The sequence below is a fragment of the Streptomyces sp. NPDC037100 genome (genome assembly GCF_055606225.1).
In genome coordinates, this window is sequence record NZ_JBVJSX010000006.1 from 236,024 (window position 1) to 252,548 (window position 16,525).

At 67.9% G+C, this 16,525-nt stretch carries 12 protein-coding genes; 9 read left to right on the forward strand and 3 right to left on the reverse strand.

Annotated features, from left to right (window positions below):
• Positions 1 to 17: 17 nt before the first annotated feature.
• The 4 genes from ACZ7EG_RS21360 to ACZ7EG_RS21375 all read left to right on the forward strand — a co-directional run bounded on the left by ACZ7EG_RS21360 (position 18) and on the right by ACZ7EG_RS21375 (position 2,805).
• Positions 18 to 1,673: an ABC transporter substrate-binding protein gene (locus ACZ7EG_RS21360; RefSeq protein WP_471080985.1), complete on the forward strand. Its 1,656-nt coding sequence runs from the start codon at positions 18 to 20 to the stop codon at positions 1,671 to 1,673.
• Positions 1,670 to 1,792, forward strand: coding sequence for a hypothetical protein (locus ACZ7EG_RS21365; RefSeq protein WP_471080988.1), 123 nt, complete (start codon positions 1,670 to 1,672; stop codon positions 1,790 to 1,792). Before ACZ7EG_RS21360 ends, ACZ7EG_RS21365 begins: the two co-directional genes overlap by 4 nt.
• Positions 1,789 to 2,472: a hypothetical protein gene (locus ACZ7EG_RS21370; protein WP_471080991.1), complete on the forward strand. Its 684-nt coding sequence runs from the start codon at positions 1,789 to 1,791 to the stop codon at positions 2,470 to 2,472. The genes ACZ7EG_RS21365 and ACZ7EG_RS21370 overlap by 4 nt, the downstream gene beginning before the upstream one ends.
• Positions 2,473 to 2,625: 153 nt before the next feature.
• A complete protein-coding gene (locus tag ACZ7EG_RS21375; RefSeq protein WP_471080993.1) occupies positions 2,626 to 2,805 on the forward strand; it encodes a Beta-galactosidase C-terminal domain in 180 nt (59 codons plus the stop codon).
• Here the strand turns inward: ACZ7EG_RS21375 and ACZ7EG_RS21380 are convergent.
• Together ACZ7EG_RS21380 and ACZ7EG_RS21385 are read right to left on the reverse strand one after the other, a co-directional pair.
• Positions 2,799 to 4,781 carry an alpha-glucuronidase gene (locus ACZ7EG_RS21380; protein ID WP_471080996.1) on the reverse strand — a complete coding sequence of 661 codons (1,983 nt, stop codon included), beginning with the start codon at positions 4,779 to 4,781 and terminating at the stop codon, positions 2,799 to 2,801. The genes ACZ7EG_RS21375 and ACZ7EG_RS21380 overlap by 7 nt on opposite strands.
• Before the next feature lie 20 nt (positions 4,782 to 4,801).
• Positions 4,802 to 8,599: a GH92 family glycosyl hydrolase gene (locus ACZ7EG_RS21385; RefSeq protein WP_471080999.1), complete on the reverse strand. Its 3,798-nt coding sequence runs from the start codon at positions 8,597 to 8,599 to the stop codon at positions 4,802 to 4,804.
• A 368-nt stretch (positions 8,600 to 8,967) separates the two neighbouring features.
• Between ACZ7EG_RS21385 and ngcE the strand changes: the two genes are divergently transcribed.
• Together ngcE and ACZ7EG_RS21395 are read left to right on the forward strand one after the other, a co-directional pair.
• Positions 8,968 to 10,422, forward strand: a complete 1,455-nt coding sequence (gene ngcE / locus ACZ7EG_RS21390; RefSeq protein ID WP_471081002.1) for an N-acetylglucosamine/diacetylchitobiose ABC transporter substrate-binding protein — start codon at positions 8,968 to 8,970, stop codon at positions 10,420 to 10,422.
• 43 nt (positions 10,423 to 10,465) lie between these two features.
• Entirely contained in the window at positions 10,466 to 11,392 is a 927-nt protein-coding gene (locus tag ACZ7EG_RS21395; RefSeq protein ID WP_471081004.1) for a carbohydrate ABC transporter permease, read from the forward strand.
• 35 nt (positions 11,393 to 11,427) lie between these two features.
• On the opposite strand, the gene ACZ7EG_RS21400 is transcribed toward ACZ7EG_RS21395, so the two are convergent.
• A complete protein-coding gene (locus tag ACZ7EG_RS21400) occupies positions 11,428 to 12,621 on the reverse strand; it encodes an RNA-guided endonuclease InsQ/TnpB family protein (protein WP_471081008.1) in 1,194 nt (397 codons plus the stop codon).
• Positions 12,622 to 12,773: 152 nt separating this feature from the next.
• On the opposite strand from ACZ7EG_RS21400, the gene ACZ7EG_RS21405 reads away from it, so the two are divergent.
• From ACZ7EG_RS21405 to ACZ7EG_RS21415, 3 genes are all read left to right on the forward strand, one after another.
• Complete coding sequence (locus ACZ7EG_RS21405) at positions 12,774 to 13,697, forward strand: carbohydrate ABC transporter permease (protein ID WP_471081012.1); 924 nt, start codon at positions 12,774 to 12,776, stop codon at positions 13,695 to 13,697.
• A gap of 283 nt (positions 13,698 to 13,980) precedes the next feature.
• Positions 13,981 to 15,192, forward strand: coding sequence for an ROK family transcriptional regulator (locus ACZ7EG_RS21410; protein WP_471081015.1), 1,212 nt, complete (start codon positions 13,981 to 13,983; stop codon positions 15,190 to 15,192).
• A gap of 133 nt (positions 15,193 to 15,325) precedes the next feature.
• A complete protein-coding gene (locus tag ACZ7EG_RS21415; RefSeq protein WP_471081856.1) occupies positions 15,326 to 16,426 on the forward strand; it encodes an ABC transporter substrate-binding protein in 1,101 nt (366 codons plus the stop codon).
• Positions 16,427 to 16,525 lie beyond the last annotated feature (99 nt).

Consider the following 16,525-nt stretch of genomic DNA (forward strand, 5'->3'; position numbering starts at 1 on the left):
CGGAACAAGGGGATCCCGTGAAGAACGAAGGACAGCTGTCGCGACGCCGGATGCTCGCCGCGGCCGGCTTCATCGGCCTCGCCACGGTCACCGGCTGCGGTGGCGGTGACGACGGCGGGGACGGCAAGGACCTGTCGAAGAAGCAGGACGGGGCCATGAAGAACTACCGGGCCGGGCAGCAGTTCAAGGCCTCCCGGCCGCTGTCCTTCTCGGTGTTGCACAACAACAACCCGGTCTACCCGATGAAGAACGGCTGGCTGTTCTGGAAGGAGCTGACCAAGCGCACCGGCGTGACGCTCGAGCCGGTCGACGTCCCGCTGGCCGACTACGAGAAGAAGCGCAGCGTCCTCATCGGCGCGGGGGACGCACCCTTCCTGATCCCGAAGACGTACCACCCCTCCGAGGTCGCCTTCGTCTCCTCGGGCGCCATCCTCCCGGTCAGCGACTACGTGAAGCTGATGCCCAACTTCCGCGAGCAGGTGCGCAAGTGGAAGCTGGAGCCCGAGCTCGACTCGATCCGCCAGTCCGACGGCCGCTACTACCTGCTGCCCGGACTGCACGAGAAGCCCAAGGCCGGCTACTCGCTGTCCTTGCGCACGGACGTTCTCGACAAGCACGGCCTGAGCCTGCCCGCCACCTGGGACGAGGTGTACGACGTCCTGAAGGCGCTCAAGGAGGAGCACCCCGGCACGTACCCCCTCACCGACCGCTGGAGCACCAACACCCCGTTCCCCTGCGGCGCCCTGTTCAGCTACCTCGGCCAGGCCTTCGGCGTCAGATCCGGCTGGACGTACGACAACATCAGCTTCGACCACAAGGCGCAGAAGTACGTCTTCACCGGCGCGCAGGACGCCTACCGCCAGATGGTCGAGTACCTGCGCAGGCTCGTCGCCGAGAAGCTCATGGACCCCGAGAGCTTCAGCCAGACCGACGACCAGGCGCTGCAGAAGCTGCTCGCCGAGAAGTCCTACGCGATGAGCGCCAACCCGCAGGTCCTGGTGCAGGACTACCGGTACAACCTGGAGAAGCAGGTCAAGGGCGCGAGGATCGAGATGGTGCCGGTGCCGCTCGGGCCGGCCGGCCCCGTCGTGCTGGGCGGCAGCCGGCTGGAGAACGGTGTCATGATCTCCAGCAAGGCGCTGAAGAGCGACAACTTCGTTGCCATGATGCAGTTCGTGGACTGGCTCTGGTACTCCGACGAGGGCCAGCGGCTGGCCCGCTGGGGCGTCGAGGGCGTCACCCACACACGCTCCGGAAGCCGGTACGAGCCGAAGCCCGGCATCAGCCTCATGGGCTCCGACCCGGACGCCCCGAAGGACATGCAGAAGGACTTCGGCTTCTACAACGGCGTCTTCGCCTACGGCGGCAGCTGGGAGCTCGTCTCCTCGATGTTCAGCCCGGACGAGCGGAAGTTCCAGGACGCCATGGCCCAGCGCGAGCAGCTGCCCATCGACCCGGCCCACCCCCTGCAGTCCTTCGAGCAGGAGCAGGCCACCCTCTGGGAAACGCCGCTCAAGGACCACGTCATCCAGAACACCCTCCAGTTCGTCCTCGGCAAGCGCCCGCTGTCCCAGTGGAACTCCTACCTCGCCGAGCTGAAGTCGAAGAACATGCAGCAGCTCGTCGACCTGCACAACAAGGCCTACGAGCGGTTCAGGAAGGAGAACGGGTGATCCGGGTCCCCGACGGGCCGAGCGGCCGGCTCACCTGCGGCACGGCGGAGCACCGGCCCTCCGCGCGGCAGGGCGTCCGGCACGTGCGGCGGCCGCCCGGCCGGGAGGCCGCCGCATGAGCACCGTGCGCAGCGCCGGCTTCGGCACCGGAACCCTCTCCCGCGCCTCCGCTCTGATCCACACCCTGCTGACCGTCGAGGCACTGTTCCTCGTCGCCGCTTCACCGGGCCCGGCCGGGCTGCTCCTGCTCGGGCCCGACCCCGCCAACCTCCCTCTCGCGGCCCTGTGCCTGCTGCCCCTCGGGCCGGCCCTGTCCGCCGCGCTCTACGCACTCCACCACCGCAGCAGCGACCTCACCGAGCTGCACCCGGCCCGGGCCTACCTGCGCGGCTGGCGGCTCAACGCCGTACCGGCACTGAAGCTGTGGACACCCCTGCTGGCGTGGCTGACGGTCATCGCCTTCACCCTCACGCACTTCTCCGCCACCGGCCTGCCCGGCTGGTGGGCGCTGCTGCTCGCGGTGATCGGCACCGGCTCCCTCTTCTGGGGCGCGCACGCCCTCGTCCTGACGTCCCTGTTCACCTTCCGTGCCCGGGACACCGCCCGCCTCGCCGGGTACTTCCTGTTCCGGCACGGCCGCGCCACCCTCGCCGCCGCCTCCCTGCTGGTCCTGACGGCCGCGTCGGCGAGCGTGCTGACCGAGGCCCTGCCCGCCCTGCTGGCCGCCCCGCTGCTGTTGTCCCTGCTGCACGGCAGCCGCTCGGTGATCGCCGAGACGCGGAAGGACTTCACCGCATGACGCACAAGATCCGCTACGGCGGCGACTACAACCCCGAGCAGTGGCCGGGGGAGGTCTGGGACGAGGACCACCGTCTGTTCACCCGGGCCGGACCAGGTCCGCCGGATCCTGACCCGCCACGACCTGCTCGGCCCCTGCGCCGACCACCCGGCGGTGGAGACCGCGAGCCGGGTCGCCCCCGACGGCACCCGTCTGCTCTTCCTCCTCAACCACGCCCCCGAACCGGCCCGCCTGACAGCGCTCGGCACGGCCACCGACCTGCTCACCGGCAAGCGGGTGGACGGGGGAGAACCCCTGGTCCTCGACCCGCTGGGCGTGGCGATCCTTCAGTAGATCCGCCGCCCCCGCTCGTCCGGCACGCCGGACGCACGGAAGAAATAGCTGTTGACCTGGTCGCGCCATTCACGGGCACTGCGCAGCTGCTCCTCGTAGCGCTCCGTCACCCGGGCATGGCGCGCCGGGTCCACCAGCCCGGCCAGTGAGGCCCACACCGCCCGGGCCTCCTCGACCTCCTCGACCCCCTCGAAGTGGGTGTCGTAGATGTGCTGGATCACCGTCTTCCCGCTCTTCAGCACATGCCCGTACGGCACATGGTGGAAGAACAGCAGCAGTTCGTCCGGGCAGGTCTGCGGCGACTCGTACAGCTCGGCCCACGGTGTGCCGTACTGCCCGGCGAACCCCGTACCGCCCGTCACACCGCGGTCGACCCCGATGCCGTCCCGGTCGGCGAAGTGGTACGTCCCCCACGGGCTGTACTCGTACCCCTCCACACTCGGCCCGTAGTGGTGCCCCGGCTGCACCATGAAGCCGACCCCCAGCGGAGCGGTGTACTTCTCGTACGTCCGCCACGAGCCGTCGAGCACGGCGTGCAGCCCGTCGGCCAGCCGTGCCGGGGCGTCCGGGAAGGTGAGCGCGATCCATTCGTCGAGCACCGCGCCCGGCTCGGCGTCCGGCTGCCAGGCCAGCCGCCCGAAGGTGTACAGATTGGCCTGCGCCAGCGGATGCCCCGTCCAGAACGGGTCGTCCCCGACGTTCGACACGGCGACGAGACCACCCCGCGCCGACTCGCCCACGGCCGAACCCTGTTGGTGCCGGAACCGCAGCACCTCGCTCCACATCGGCCCCAGCCAGCACGTGTGCCGCTGCTGCCCGGTGTACTCCTGGGTGACCTGCAGCTCCACCGCCAGCCGGGTCCGCGGCATGGCCCCGATCAGCGGCGAGACCGGTTCCCGCACCTGGAAGTCCATCGGCCCGTGCTTCACCTGGAGCACGGCACCGGCCGCGAACTCCCCGTCCAGTGGCACGAAATGGTCGTACGCGGCCCGGGCCCGGTCCGTCGTGCGGTCCCGCCAGTCCTGGCGGTGGTCGTAGACGAACGCCCGCCAGTGCACCGTGCCGCCGAACGGCTCCAGCACCGCAGCCAGCAGGTTCGCGCCCTCGGCGTGACTGCGGCCGTACGCGAACGGCCCCGGCTGTCCTTCCGAGTCGGCCTTCACCACGTACCCGCCGAAGTCGGGTATCGCCTCGTACACCCGCCGCGTCGCCTCGGCCCACCAGCCGCGCACCGCCTCGTCCAGCGGATCGGCCGTGGGCAGCCCGCCCAGCGTGATCGGGGACGCGAAGGAGACCGACAGATGGGTGCGGATGCCGTAGGGGCGCAAGGCCCCGGCGATCTCGGCCACTTCCCCGATACGGTCGGTCAGCAGACGCGCCTCGGTCGCGTGCACGTTGACGTTGTTCACGGACAGCGCGTTGATCCCGCACGCCGCGAGCAGCCTGCCGTACGTCCGCACACGCTCCGGTTCGCCCCGCGCCCTGCCGTCCTCCCAGAACAGCGAGCCGCCCGCGTACCCGCGCTCCACCTGGCCCATGACCGGGTGCACGGCCACGTTGTCCCAGTGGTCGAGCATCCGCAGCGCGAGCGCCGGGCGATGGGTCTTCGGCGCCCACCCACCCCGGAACGCCGCCTCCCCGAGACGGACGACGTGGAACAGGCCGTACAACAGCCCCCGGCCGCCGGAGGCGGTGACCATCGTCGTGCCGCCCTCACGCGCGACAGTGAAGCCCTCACCGTCGGCATCGTCGCTACCGAGGCCGAGAACCAGGTCGTACGCGCCGTCCGGCACGGCCTCCCGCACGACCCGGCCCCCGAACCGCCGGCAGGCCTCGGCCACCTCCCCGTGCACCGTCTCCACCAGCGGACCCGATCCCCGGATCAGCGTCCGCCGGCCGCCGACCGCCGAGAACGCGGCGGGCGGCAGCCAGGCAGGATCGACACCCTCGGGCAGGACGGGCACGGGAAGCGGCATCGGACCCCCAACTCGGCACCTCAGGAGAGCAGTTCGACCTCCGCCAGGGTGGCCTCAGCGTCGAGGACCAGGCGGTACCTCTCGTACGTACCCGGCGACCTCACGGAGAACGCGCGGGTCTGTCTGTCCCAGGCGAACGACTCACCGGAGCGCCGGTCCAGCGTCCGCCAGGTCGTCCCGTCGGAGGAGCCCTGGAGCGTCCAGCCGGCCGGTGCCTTCGCCCGGTCCGCCGCCGACGTCAGCGTGTACTGCACCGCCTCGGTCCCCTCGGAGACCGGGAGATCCACGGAGGTCACCGCCGCGTCCGTCGCCGACGTGTCGTCGAACAGGGCGCCGTCGCCCTTCAGCACGTCCCCGCGCGGCGCCGGCACCTGGTCGCCCCGGGTGATCGACACGGGCGCCGCGTGCTCTCCCGTGCCCCAGGACGACGGCCGCGAGCCCATGTCGAACTCCAGGACACCGCCCCCGGCGACCAGCGAGTGAGGGAGAGAGGTCTTCGTCCAGGTCCGGCCGTTCACCTTCAGCCCCCGCACGTACACGTTCTTCGCGCTGTTCCGGGGGGCTTTCACCACCAGCTCGCGCCCGTTCTCCAGATGCACGGTCGCCTTGGTGAACAGGGGCGATCCGATCGCGTACTCGCCGCTGCCCATCACCAGCGGGTAGAAGCCGAGCGCGGAGAACAGGAACCAGGCCGACTGCTCGCCGTTGTCCTCGTCACCGTGGTAGCCCTGCCCGATCGCGCTGCCCGTGTACAGCCGGGACAGCACCTCGCGGACCTTCTCCTGCGCCTTCCAGGGCTGCCCGGCCGCGTCGTACATGTAGATCGCGTGGTGGGCGACCTGGTTGGAATGCCCGTACATGCCCATCCGGACGTCGCGCGCCTCGGTCATCTCGTGGATGACACCGCCGTAGGAGCCGACGAACTCGGGGGAGGCCGTCTCCGGGGTGGAGAAGTAGTCGTCGAGCTTGTCCGCGAGACCCTTCCGGCCGCCGTACAGGTTCGCCAGACCCCGGCTGTCGTGCGGCGCGGTGAACGCGTACCCGTAACCGTTTGTCTCGGTGTAGTCGTGACCCCAGACGCGCGGGTCGTACGTCGAGGACTCGACCCGCCAGTCGCCCTTGGCGTTTTTGCCCTGGAAGAAGCCGGCCTTCGAGTCGAAGAGGTTCACGTAATCCCGGGCGCGGTTCAGGAAGTACTCCGACTCCTCCTTGTAGCGCCGCTCACCGGTCTCCTCGTAGAGCCTTCGGCCCATGCGGGAGATGCCGTAGTCGTTGAGGTAGCCCTCCAGCGCCCAGGACAGGCCCTCGCGGGTCTCGGTGCTCGTGTAGCCGAGGAAGGGGGAGGTGGTCATGCCCTTGCGTCCGACGCCCGGGTTCGGCGGTACGACCGTGGCGTTCTTCACCGCAGCCTCGTACGCCGCCTCCGCGTCGAAGTCGACGCCCTTGACGTACGCGTCCGCGAACGCCACGTCCGAGGACGTGCCCGTCATGAGGTCCGCGTAGCCGGGGGAGGACCAGCGGGAGGTCCAGCCGCCGTCCTTGTACTGCTGCACGAACCCGTCGACCAGCTCGCCCGCCCGGGACGGGGTCAGGAACGAGTACGCCGGCCAGGTCGTCCGATAGGTGTCCCAGAAGCCGTTGTTGACGTACACCTTGCCGTCGACGATCTTCGCGCCGGTGTGCGTCGGGGTGTCCGGGTTCGGCATGGGGGAGAAGGGCGAGGCGTACCGGTACACGCCACCCACCTTCTCGAAACCGGAGTTCGGGTACAGGTAGAGCCGGTACAGGCTGGAGTACAGCGTCGTCAGCTGGTCGGGGGTCGCGCCCTCGACCTCCACCTTGCCGAGCAGCCGGTCCCACTGCCGCTGGGCGCTCTTCTTCACCGCCTCGAAGGACCGGCCCTCCGGGATCTCCTGGCGGAGGTTGTCCTCGGCCTGGTCGAGGCTGATGAGCGAGGTCGCCAGGCGCAGGGTGACGGTCCGGTCCTCGGCCTTGAAGCGCAGGTGGCCCTTGACGCCGCTGGAGTCGCCTTCGGTCACCGGCTGGTCGAACTCGCCGTGGACGAACAGCCGGGTCGCGCCCGTCGACAGCCCGGACTTGACGTCCGAGTAACCGGTGACGATCCCTTTCTCCTTGTCGAGCGTCAGCCCTGCCTGGTCCGTCACGTTGTCGAAGAGAACGCTCGCGTCGTCGCCGGGGTAGGTGAAGCGCAGCACCGCCGCGTGGTCCGTCGGCGCCATCTCGGCCTTCAGCCCGTTCTCGAACCGCACCCCGTAGTAGTACGGCCGCGCCGTCTCGTTCTCGTGCCGGAAGGCCAGCTCCCGGGCGTCCCGCCCGTACTCCGGGGTCCCGGTGGCCACGGACGGCATGACCTGGAACGTCTGCCGGTCACCCATCCAGGGGCTCGGCTCGTGGCTCGCGCTGAACGCCTGGATCGTCGGCAGGTTGTCCGCGTTGTTCGCCCGCGCGTAGTCGTACAGCCAGCTGAGCGAACCCGCGTTGGTCACCGGCGTCCAGAAGTTGAAGCCGTGCGGCACCGCCGTCGCCGGGAAGGTGTTGCCACGCGAGAAGCCGCCGCTGGAGTTGGTGCCCCGGGTCGTGACCGCGTAGTCGGACAGATGCGCCTTCGGCCGCTCGGGGGCGACGGACTCGATGGTCACGTCGTCCAGCCAGCCCCGGAACTTCGCCGGGCCCTTGGGGGAGTCGTAGGCCACCAGGATCCGGTCCACGGTCTTCCCGGCCGCGACCGACCCGATCCGCGAGGCCACGTCGTTCCACTGGTTGACGTAGAGGATCTTCGCCGCGCCCTGCCCCTGCGGGGTCAGCGGGAAGCCGTGCTGGTCGGTGGCGCGCAGCTCGCTCAGGTGGGTGCCGTCGGTGAAGGCGAGGTCGACGGAGACGTTCGTGGCGTCGTAGTCGAGGTCGCCGTCCGCCATCGACGGGAAGACCCGGTAGGCCAGCCGTGTGTTCCGGCCGACGGCCACGTTCACGTCGAAGATCTTGTTGTACGAGTACGCCCGCCCCTCCGCGGTGTGCCGGCCGGCGTAGCGCAGGGCCCGTTTTCCGGTGAACCCGGCACCCGCCTTGGCGGTGGGGGAGCCGCTCGGACCGCGGTCGACCAGGGAGAGCATGTCCTGCGGGACGGGCCCGTCGGTGCCGCCCGTGGACAGCTGGAGGTCGGCGAGCTGCAGGATGCCGCCGCCGTTGTTCCGGGTGACGTCCAGCCGGAAGTGCCGGTACTCACCGGGTTCGGCGAGGTCGTACGTCGTCGTCTGGAACCGCGCGGAGAAGGTCTCGCCGGATCGGGTGTCCAGGGTCTTCCAGTCCTTGCCGTCGGCGGAGCCCTTCAGGGCCCAGTCCTTCGGGTCGCGCTCGTCGTGGTCGTTGGCCGACGTCAGTGCGTAACGCGCCAGTTCGACCGGCTTGTCCAGCTCGAACTCGACCCAGCCGGAGGGCTCGAAGGTGAGCCACTTGGTACTGGGTTCGCCGTCGACGAGGTTCTCCTTCACCTCGCCGCCACCCGTGTTCTCGGCACTGGCCCGGACATCGGTGATCCGGTCGGTCACATTGCCCGGTATGCCGCTGCTGTAGCCGCCGTCGACGCCCGAGGCCCGTTTGCCGCCGTCGGGGGTGGTGTCGACGGTGTTCAGCCAGTCCGGAACCGGGTCGTCCGCCTCGAAGGAGGAGGTGAATCCCCGGTCCGGTTTCCCGGGATCCTGAGGCAGTGCGACTGCAACGCCCTGTGAGCCCAGGGCCAAAGCGAAGGCGGTCGCCGACACGACCGCCGAACCCCATCTGTGCCGAGCTTTCCGCTGCATCAACGGGTACCCTCCCTGCGCAGTGGACAACGTTGTCACCTTCGATGCGCAAGGACCAGTAGTCGCCCAAGTGACGGGGAGTGTCAAGGGTGTTGTCTGTGGCATTCGGGCGCGGTGACCGGGATATTTCCGGCGGAGTACCCACAGGTCGCCCATGCTTCCGCGAGGTCTCAACTCGGATAAGACCCACGGCCAACCTTGTGTTCGATCTTGATCCGCCGACGTGAAGTGGACTATACCTGTCGAACGCTTCACACGATCCGCACGTCATCACCCGCACTTTCCTGCACGACCCAGCTTGACCCGATCGCGGTGCCGGGGAGGATCCGGTTCACCGCCTGAGTCCTGGAGAAGGCGAGGACTTGAGCATGGGATCCACTTCCGCCGAGAACCACGGCACCGAGGGTGTCGGCCGCCGTGATCTGATCAAGAGGTCTGCCGCACTCGGGCTGATCTCCGTCCCCACCATGAGCTTCCTGTCCGCCTGCGCGAGCAGCGGCGGCGACGACAGCGGCGACAAGGCCAAGGCCGGCAAGAAGACCGCGAAGAACCCGCTCGCCGTCAACGACACGGCCGGCATGGAATTCGTCCTGTTCGACGGCGGTTTCGGCAAGGAATACGCCGAGGACGCCGTGAAGATCTACGAGAAGAACTTCCCCAAGGCCACGGTGAAGTTCTCCGCCACCCAGAAGATCCAGTCCACCCTCCAGCCCCGCTTCAACCAGGGCACCCCGCCGGACCTCATCGACAACTCCGGCGCCGAGCAGATGGACATGGGTGTTCTGGTGGGCAAGAACCAGCTCACCGACCTCACCCCGCTGCTGGACGCGCCCTCCTACGACGACCCGGGCAAGAAGGTCCGCGACACGCTGCGCCCCGGCATCGTGGAGATGGGCCAGTTCGACGGCGAGAAGGTCTGGATCCTGTACTACGCCTACACGGTGTACGGCGTCTGGTACTCGCAGAAGGCCCTGGACTCGCTCGACGAGCAGTACCCCGAGACCTGGGACCAGATGCTCGCGGTCTGCGCGAAGGCCAAGAAGAAGGGCATGGCGGGCTGGACGTACGCGGGCAAATACCCGTACTACATCCCCTTCTCGCTCTACCCGATGATCGGCAAGGTCGGCGGCCGCGAGGTCCTCGACGCGATCGACAACCTGGAGCCGAACGCCTGGAAGCACCCGGCCGTCAAGGCCTGCTTCGAGGCGTACTACGAGCTGTACAAGAAGGGCTACGTCCTCAAGGGCACGCCGGGCCTGGACCACATCCAGTCGCAGACGGCCTGGGCCGAGGGCAAGGCGCTGTTCATCCCGAACGGCTCCTGGGTGGAGAACGAGTCGGCGAACGTCATCCCGAAGGACTTCGACCTGGCCGTCTCCGCGCCCACCGGCATCGACTCCTCCGACAAGATGCCGTTCGGCACGATCTGGGCCTCCGGCGGCGAGCCCTTCATCGTCCCGGCCAAGGCGAAGAACGCCGCCGGCGGCATGGAGCAGCTGCGCATCATGCTCAGCGAGGCCTCCTCGAAGAACTTCACCGGCAAGGTGAAGTCGCTGACCGCGTACAACGGCGGCACCGACGGCATCGCCCTCACCCCCGGTCTGAAATCCGGTGTCGCGGCCCTGGACAAGGCCGGCGAGAACGTGGTGAATCCCCGTATGCAGGACTGGTACGTGCAATTGCAGAAGGAGAAGATCGGCGTCTCCGGCCTGGGCGAGATGATGGCGGGCCGGCTGACCCCGGCCGAGGCCATCAAGAAGATCCAGGGCTTCGCCGACGAGGCCGCCAAGGACGACTCCATCAAGCACTACAAGCACCAGTAAACGCACCGGAAACCCAAATTCCGCACACGGCACCGGAGTGGCGATGCAGCACGGCAAGTACCGGTTCATCGTGGGCTTCCTCGCGTTGCCCCTGGGACTGTACGCGCTCTTCGTGGTCTGGCCGTTCATCCAGTCCATCTATTACTCGTTCACGGACTGGACCGGCCTGAGTCCCGAATTCAAGATGGTCGGTTTCGACAACTACAGCCGCATGCTCGACGACGAGATCTTCTGGAAGTCGTTGCAGCACAGCCTGCTGTTCGCCCTCCTGCTGCCGGTGGTGACGATCGGCCTCGCGCTGTTCTTCGCCTTCATGATCAACGTGGGCGGCAGAAAGAGGAAGAACGGCCCGGTGGTCACCGGTGTCCGAGGCTCCTCGTTCTACAAGATCGTCTATTTCTTCCCGCAGGTCCTCTCGATCGCCATCGTCGCCCTGCTGTTCGCGTTCGCGTACAACCCGGACAGTGGAGCGATCAACTCGCTCCTGCGCGGGATCGGCCTCGACACCATCCAGCCGCTCTGGCTGGGCGACCCGGATCTCGCCCTGTGGGCCGTGATGGGGGTCCTGGTCTGGTCCACGGTCGGCTTCTTCGTGGTCCTGTTCTCCGCCGGCATGGCCTCCATCCCCGCGGACATGTACGAGGCGGCCCTGCTGGACGGCGCCAACCGCTTCACCACGTTCTACCGGATCACCCTGCCCCTCCTCTGGGACACGGTGCAGTCCGGCTGGGTCTACATGGGCATCCTCGCCCTGGGCGCCGAGTCGTTCGCGGTCGTGCAGATCATGACGACCGGGCCGGGCGGTCCCGACTACTCGACCACCGTCATGGTCCTGTACGTGTATCAGAAGGCGTTCCGTGACGGGCAGGCCGCCTACGCCACCACCATCGGTGTCGCCCTGCTCGTCGTCACGCTGGCCTTCGCCGCCGTGGTGATGCGGCTGGGCCGTCGCGAGCGGCTGGAGTACTGACCGTTGACGCTCCCCTCCCTAAAGGGAGGGGATTCTTACGGCTCGCGCCGTGAGACTTCCTGTTTCATTGCCGACTGCCCGCCCGGAGTGCTCCGTTGAGGTCTTACACCAGCTCCACAGGCCGACACCGCCCGTCCGGCGGCCAGCATGTTCTTGGCTGCGTTCACGTCCCGGTCGTGGGTCGTGCCGCAGTCGCACGTCCACATGCGGACGTGCAGCGGCATCTTCCCCTGGAGGGTGCCGCAGGTGGAGCAAAGCTTGGACGAAGGGAAGAAGCGGTCCACCGCGATCACTTCCCGCCCATACCAGGCGGCCTTGTACTCCAGCATGCTCCGGAACTCCGACCACGCCGCGTCGCTGATGGCACGGGCCAAAGTCCGGTTCTTGACCATGTTGCGCACGGTCAGGTCCTCGATCACGATCGTTTGGTTCTCACGAACGAGTCGAGTGGTCAGCTTGTGCAGCCCGTCACGGCGACGGTCGGCGATACGGGCATGGATCCTGGCGACCTTACGCCGCGCCTTGACACGATTCGCCGACCCCTTGGCCTTCTTCGCGAGACGGCGCTGAGCCAGAGCGAGGCGGGAACGATCTTTGCGCTCGTGCCTGGGGTTGACGACCTTCTCACCAGTGGAGAGCGTGAGGAGGTGATCCAGGCCGACATCCACACCTACGGCGGCATTCCTCACAGGGAGCGGCTTCACCGTCGGGTCGTCGCACAGCATCGACACGTACCAGCGCCCAGCCGCGTCCTGGGACACGGTCACAGTGGACGGCTTCGCACCCTCGGGGAGCGGCCGGGACCACACGATGTCCAGCGGCTCACGCATCTTGGCGAGCGTCAGCTTGCCGTCGCGGAAGCGGAAACCGCTGGTGGTGTACTCGGCGGACTTCGGGGACTTTTTCTTCGACTTGAAGCGTGGGTACTTCGCCCGCTTGCCGAAGAAGTTGGTGAACGCACCTTGCAGATGGCGCAAGCATTGCTGCAGCGGCACGGAAGAGACCTCATTGAGGAACGCCAGGCTCTCAGTCTTCTTCCACGCCGTCAGCATCGCCGACGTCTGGTTGTAGTTCACCCGCTCCTGCCGCGTCCATGCCTCTGTGCGGGCGGCGAGCGCCATGTTGTAGACCTTGCGGACGCAGCCGAACGTGCGCGACAGCTCTGCTGCCTGCTCACCCGTGGGATAGAAGCGGTACTTGAACGCCCGCTTCACATGCGTCGTGGGCACTCTCACAAACTAGCGTCGCGACAGGTAAAGATCAAAGCTGCTGGTCAGAGCACAGGCTTTCGCTCAGGGGGCGAAACCCCGCACCTTGCCCTGCTCCGCAGGAGTCCGTTTCCTCTCCGCCCTGAAGGGCGGAGTATCCACGGAGATTTCCGATGAAGACGACCGAAACCCCCGCGCCGCTCCCGGCCGAGTCCGGAGCCCCGATCACCAAGACGGACGTCAAGCCGCCCCCTCCGGTGAAGGAGAAGAAGGAGGGCACGGTCCTCAACGTCTTCTCCCACGGCGTCCTGGTCGTCTGGGCGTTCATGGTGGTCATGCCGCTGCTCTGGGCGGTCATGACGTCCTTCAAGGACGACCGCTCCATCTTCAGCTCCCCCTGGTCGCTCCCGGACTCCCTGCACTTCGACAACTGGTCGCGGGCGTGGACCCAGGCCAACATGAGCGACTACTTCCTCAACACGGTGCTCGTGGTGGGCGGTTCACTCATCGGCACGCTGGCCCTCGGCTCCATGGCGGCCTACGTCCTGGCCCGCTTCGACTTCCCGGGCAACCGCTTCATCTACTTCCTGTTCATCGGCGGCATGAGCTTCCCGATCATGCTCGCGCTGGTCCCGCTGTTCTACGTCGTGAACAACATGGGCCTGCTGAACACCATCCACGGTCTGATCCTGGTCTACATCGCCTACTCGCTGCCGTTCACGGTGTTCTTCCTCACGGCGTTCTTCCGCACCCTGCCGACGTCGATCGCGGAGGCGGCCTTCGTGGACGGCGCTTCCCACAGCCGCACGTTCTTCCAGATCATGCTGCCCATGGCCAAGCCGGGCCTGATCAGCGTCGGCATCTTCAACTTCCTGGGCCAGTGGAACCAGTACATGCTCCCCACGGTCCTCAACACCGACCCCGACAAGCGTGTCCTCACCCAGGGCCTGGTCCAGCTGGCGGTCAGCCAGGGCTACAAGGGCGACTGGTCGGGCCTCTTCGCGGGCCTGGTGATGGCGATGCTGCCGGTGCTGGCGGCGTACATCATCTTCCAGCGGCAGGTGGTGCAGGGGCTCACGGCGGGGGCGTTGAAGTAGCCCGGCGGCCCGCAGCAGGCCTCGCGCCGTTCCGAGGACGGACACTCCCCGGCGCGACCCCGCCCCACCACCGGCGCAAGGGCTGCGCGCACCGCCGAACAGCCCCGCAGGCCGCCGCAGGCAGAAAGCGCGTACCACCACATAGCGCTCCGCGACGACCCGCGCACGCCCCGGAATCAGTTCAACCTCTTGACGGGAGGCGACCCGAACGGCTCAGCTTAGAGTTCACTAGTTGGACATAGACGGGGCCTCATCGATGCGGCCCCGTGCGCAGGAGGTCGTCGTGGAGACTCCGGGGTCGCAGTCATCGCTGCACCGAGCCAACCTCGAGCGGGTCGTAAGAGCCGTACGTCTCGCGGGCTCCCTCACCCAGGCCGAGATCGCGCGGACGACAGGCCTGTCCGCGGCGACGGTGTCCAACATCGTCCGGGAGTTGAAGGACGGCGGCACCGTCGAGGTCACACCGACCTCCGCCGGCGGCCGCAGGGCCCGCAGCGTGTCGCTGAGCGGCGACGCAGGCATCGTCATCGGCGTCGACTTCGGCCACACCCACCTGCGCGTCGCCATCGGCAACCTCGCCCACCAGGTGCTGGCGGAGGAGTCCGAACCCCTGGACGTGGACGCCTCGTCCACCCAGGGCTTCGACCGCGCGGAAGAGCTGGTCACCCGCCTGATCGAAGCCACCGGCGTCGACCGCTCCAAGATCGCCGGCGTCGGCCTCGGCGTCCCCGGTCCCATCGACGTCGAGTCCGGCACCCTCGGCTCGACCGCCATCCTCCCCGGCTGGACCGGCACCAAGCCCGCCGAGGAGCTGCGCGGCCGCCTCGGCGTTCCCGTGCACGTGGACAACGACGCCAATCTCGGCGCCCTCGGCGAGATGGTCTGGGGCAGCGGCCGAGGCGTCCGCGACCTGGCTTACATCAAGGTCGCCAGCGGCGTCGGCGCCGGCCTGGTGATCAGCGGCAGGATCTATCGGGGGCCCGGCGGCACTGCCGGAGAAATCGGACATATTACACTCGATGAGTCCGGCCCGGTCTGCCGTTGCGGAAACCGCGGCTGCCTGGAGACCTTCGCGGCCGCGCGCTACGTGCTCCCGCTCCTCCAGTCCAGTCACGGCACCGATCTGACCATGGAAGGCGTCGTGCGGCTCGCGCGGGACGGAGACCCGGGCTGCCGTCGGGTGATCGCCGACGTCGGCCGCCACATCGGCAGTGGAGTGGCCAATCTCTGCAACCTGCTGAACCCGAGCCGGGTGGTCCTCGGCGGTGATCTCGCCGAGGCCGGTGAGCTGGTGCTCGGGCCGATCCGGGAGTCCGTCGGCCGCTACGCGATCCCCAGTGCGGCACGCCAGTTGTCCGTTCTCCCCGGTGCCCTCGGAGGCCGTGCGGAGGTGCTCGGAGCGCTCGCTCTCGCCCTCAGCGAGATGGGTGATTCGACCCTTCTGGACGGAACTGCCCCCGGCGCCCTTGAGGCCGCCACCCCTGCCTTCACTTAGAGAACGGATGGCACCGTTGCCATCTCGTTAAGGATTTACTTCTTGACGTCGCACGTGTGGCCGAGTTGACTTCCAGCCACCTCGGCCGCAATGTCGCGGCCTCGTCAGGGAGGTTTCTGAAGTGAACACGCGTATGCGTCGCGCCGCTGTTGCTATTGCCGCCGGTACGATGGCCGTTTCGCTTGCTGCCTGTGGCAGCGCCAAGGAGTCGGGCGACAACGCCGACTCCACGGGGTCCGCCAAGAAGGGCGACGACATCAAGGTCGGCCTGCTCCTTCCCGAGAACGCGACGGCCCGTTACGAGAAGTTCGACCGGCCGCTCATCGAGAAGAAGGTCAAGGAACTCACCAACAACAAGGGTGAGGTCGTCTACGCCAACGCCAAGCAGGACGCCAGCACGCAGAACCAGCAGGTCGACACCATGGTGACCAACAAGGTCGACGTGCTGATCGTGGACGCGGTGGACTCCAAGGCCATCGCCGGCTCGGTGAAGAAGGCCAAGGACGCGGGCATCCCCGTCGTCGCTTACGACCGCCTGGCCGAGGGCCCGATCGACGCCTACACCTCGTTCGACAACGAGACGGTCGGCAAGACCCAGGGCGAGGCCCTGCTGAAGGCGCTGGGCGACAAGGCCAAGGACGGCCAGATCGTCATGATGAACGGGTCCTCCACCGACCCCAACGCCGCCCAGTTCAAGAAGGGCGCGCACTCCGTGCTCGACGGCAAGGTGAAGGTCGGCCGCGAGTACGACACCAAGGAGTGGAAGCCGGAGAACGCCAACCAGAACATGGAGGGCGCCATCTCCGCCCTCGGCAAGGACAAGATCGTCGGCGTCTACTCCGCCAACGACGGCATGGCGGGCGGCATCATCACCGCCCTGAAGGCCGCCGGCATCGCCGACATCCCGGTCACCGGCCAGGACGCCGAGCTCGCGGGTGTGCAGCGCATCGTCACCGGTGAGCAGTACATGAGCGTCTACAAGCCCTACCCGCAGGAGGCGGACGTCGCGGCCGAGATGGCCGTCGCCCTCGCCCAGGGCAAGTCGCTCGACTCGATCGCCAAGGACAAGGTCGACAGCCCGACCACCAAGGCCGTCCCGTCCGTCCTCGTCCCGGTCGTCTCGCTGACGAAGGACAACATCAACGACACCGTCATCAAGGACGGCATCTACACCGTGAACGAGATCTGCGCGGGCAAGTACAAGGCCGCCTGCGACAAGATCGGTCTCAAGTAGGCAACCGCCAAGTCCCCTGCCGAGCACGGGAGTCCGAGCCGGACTCCCGTGACTCCATGCGGGGACCGGTTCGCCCCGAGTTCCTCCGGCGCCCCGCCA

Bases quoted from the DNA above. Each gene is read 5' to 3' on its own strand.
- ACZ7EG_RS21370 (WP_471080991.1), top strand. From the start codon at position 1,789: ATGAGCACCGTGCGCAGCGCCGGCTTCGGCACCGGAACCCTCTCCCGC.
- ACZ7EG_RS21380 (WP_471080996.1), bottom strand. From the start codon at position 4,781: ATGCCGCTTCCCGTGCCCGTCCTGCCCGAGGGTGTCGATCCTGCCTGG.
- ACZ7EG_RS21385 (WP_471080999.1), bottom strand. From the start codon at position 8,599: ATGCAGCGGAAAGCTCGGCACAGATGGGGTTCGGCGGTCGTGTCGGCG.
- ngcE (WP_471081002.1), top strand. From the start codon at position 8,968: ATGGGATCCACTTCCGCCGAGAACCACGGCACCGAGGGTGTCGGCCGC.
- ACZ7EG_RS21395 (WP_471081004.1), top strand. From the start codon at position 10,466: ATGCAGCACGGCAAGTACCGGTTCATCGTGGGCTTCCTCGCGTTGCCC.
- ACZ7EG_RS21405 (WP_471081012.1), top strand. From the start codon at position 12,774: ATGAAGACGACCGAAACCCCCGCGCCGCTCCCGGCCGAGTCCGGAGCC.
- ACZ7EG_RS21415 (WP_471081856.1), top strand. From the start codon at position 15,326: ATGCGTCGCGCCGCTGTTGCTATTGCCGCCGGTACGATGGCCGTTTCG.